Source organism: Shewanella sp. 11B5 (genome assembly GCF_002836795.1).
In the GTDB taxonomy this organism is placed as follows: domain Bacteria; phylum Pseudomonadota; class Gammaproteobacteria; order Enterobacterales; family Shewanellaceae; genus Shewanella; species Shewanella frigidimarina.
On the sequence record NZ_PJAP01000684.1, the window covers coordinates 1 to 2,026 of the forward strand.

3 protein-coding genes are annotated in these 2,026 nt (G+C 37.6%); all 3 read left to right on the forward strand.

Annotated features, from left to right (window positions below; all coding sequences use genetic code 11):
• The coding region (locus CXF78_RS21480; RefSeq protein ID WP_219622080.1) for an STAS/SEC14 domain-containing protein at positions 1-869 on the forward strand (869 nt) is incomplete at its 5' end.
• 25 nt (positions 870-894) lie between these two features.
• On the forward strand, positions 895-1,092 hold the full coding sequence (locus CXF78_RS15290; RefSeq protein ID WP_011637248.1) for a hypothetical protein: 198 nt from the start codon (positions 895-897) through the stop codon (positions 1,090-1,092).
• A 279-nt stretch (positions 1,093-1,371) separates the two neighbouring features.
• Positions 1,372-1,614, forward strand: coding sequence for a YecH family metal-binding protein (locus CXF78_RS15295; protein ID WP_011637249.1), 243 nt, complete (start codon positions 1,372-1,374; stop codon positions 1,612-1,614).
• Positions 1,615-2,026 lie beyond the last annotated feature (412 nt).

Consider the following 2,026-nt stretch of genomic DNA (forward strand, 5'->3'; position numbering starts at 1 on the left):
AGGATAATTCCATGTTGCAAGTTATACCTGTATTCGATGGCAATACCATTGCTGTGCGAGCTTCTGGAAAACTAACTCTTGAGGATTTCCAGCAATTCTTTCCCCAACTTGAAACGCAAATTAAACGATTAGGTAAAATCTCATTACTTTTTGAGTTTGATAATTTTTCCGGCTGGGATTTAGATGCCGCAATAGATGATATTAAGTTTGGTATGAAACACCTTAGTGATTTTGAGCGCATTGCGATGGTTGGCGATAAGTCTTGGGAACATTGGATGGCGTTAATCGCGAAGCCTTTTTTGATATCTAGTGAAGTGCGTTATTTTAACCGAGAAAATCTGCAACAAGCATGGGACTGGTTACGTGAAAAGCAAGAGTTTGAAAAAGCGGTAGAACAATTGCAACCCTATCAAAATATTGTGGTTGCGGTGGATTTCTCCCTGTATTCAAAGCATGCATGCAAACGCGCAATAGAATTAGCTAACTACTATCAAGCTTCATTAACATTACTCAATGTTGTTCCAGAAGTACTCGCTTATACACTCTATGGCGATCCAGTGGGCTACAACGTTGTTGATCTAGACATCATCAAAGATCAAAACAAAAAAAATATTGATGCTGCTCAGTTTCAGATGAAAGCTTTTGTGAACGATTTGGATACTGATTTTCCCATTGAGACCAAAGTGATTTGTGGTGAGATAAATTATGGCGTTGTGTCTTTTTTGGAAGCACAACATATTGATTTAGCCATTTTTGGGGCAAAAAAGAAAAAAGGCATAAACAAGTTATTGGGCTCAGTGCCGCATTACGTTCAAAATCATAGCCGTTGTGAAATATTAATCGTTCCGGTTCAAGGTCCTGTGTTCTAACTTATTATGGCTAAGGTATATTTTCATGTCCGATATACAAAATATAGAAATTGAACGCTACCATGATCAGATCACCGAAGACGTTCGTCAACTCGTAGAGCGATATCGCGAAATTATGGCCTGGGATGTCCCTGATAATGACACTGTGGAAGCTGATAGGCTCATATTTCAAGCCATTCATGCTGCCGTTGTTGAAATTGAAACAAGCTCAATAAAAGTTTGACGTCATGAACGTAGCCGTAAAAATAACAGCTGATGTTGCTACATTTTACCGTTACCTGACAACTGTTTTTATTGATATTTAACCAGAAAATCTTTTTTACGCTATGATTTTTTGGTTTTTATTAGCGCCTCTTATGCCGGTAAATTGAGTGTTATCGGCATCAATTTTAATATAGGCGCCAACAATAATATTTTTCAAATCTTGTGTGTCAGATCGGTATTTATAACTAAAAAATACGTTATAAAATACAAATAAATTACACCTTTAATTGGAGATACAATGTCAGAATCAGTTCACGGCCATAAAGTGATGGAAATGATGCTAACCCATGGCTCTGCGTTAACAAAGCATGATCTTAAAACCATGATGCATACTGAGTTTGGCGCAGAGACTCGTTATCATACTTGTTCAGCAACCGAGATGGATGCTGAGATGTTGATTGAGTTTTTAGAAGGCAAAGGCAAGTTCATCCCAAGCGAAGGTGGCATTACAACCGCTAAAGATAAAATCTGTAATCACTAGGGTTTGTTAAACATGGCATCTCAGCTCAGTTGGATAAATATTTAACACTCAACTAGGTTTTCATTACATTTTCTAAAAATGGTAATTGAAGGTGGCTAGACCAAGAGAAACTGGTGTTAGCTTAGAAGATACGCCATCACCTGCATATATAAAGTTGTCGCTGCTGTGCGCGGTTCGTGCGTAAGGCTTTCTTGCGGAATAGACAACTCGTTAGTCGAGAACGTTGAATATTGCTGACCTTTTCAAGAAAGCTTCTGTGCTGCCTTATATTTCGCTTAAAATTATGTAGTGCTTATTGAAATCACATTTTTAACCCCGTTAACATAGTCCTACGGATTGATAAAATGATTTGAGGTATGACAACTAAAATTGAATCGAGCTATGTTGTTATTTCAAAAATGGGTGGCAATTT

What these genes read in the sequence shown, in the direction of transcription:
- CXF78_RS15290 (WP_011637248.1), top strand. Translation starts at nt 895, where the DNA reads ATGTCCGATATACAAAATATAGAAATTGAACGCTACCATGATCAGATC.
- CXF78_RS15295 (WP_011637249.1), top strand. Translation starts at nt 1,372, where the DNA reads ATGTCAGAATCAGTTCACGGCCATAAAGTGATGGAAATGATGCTAACC.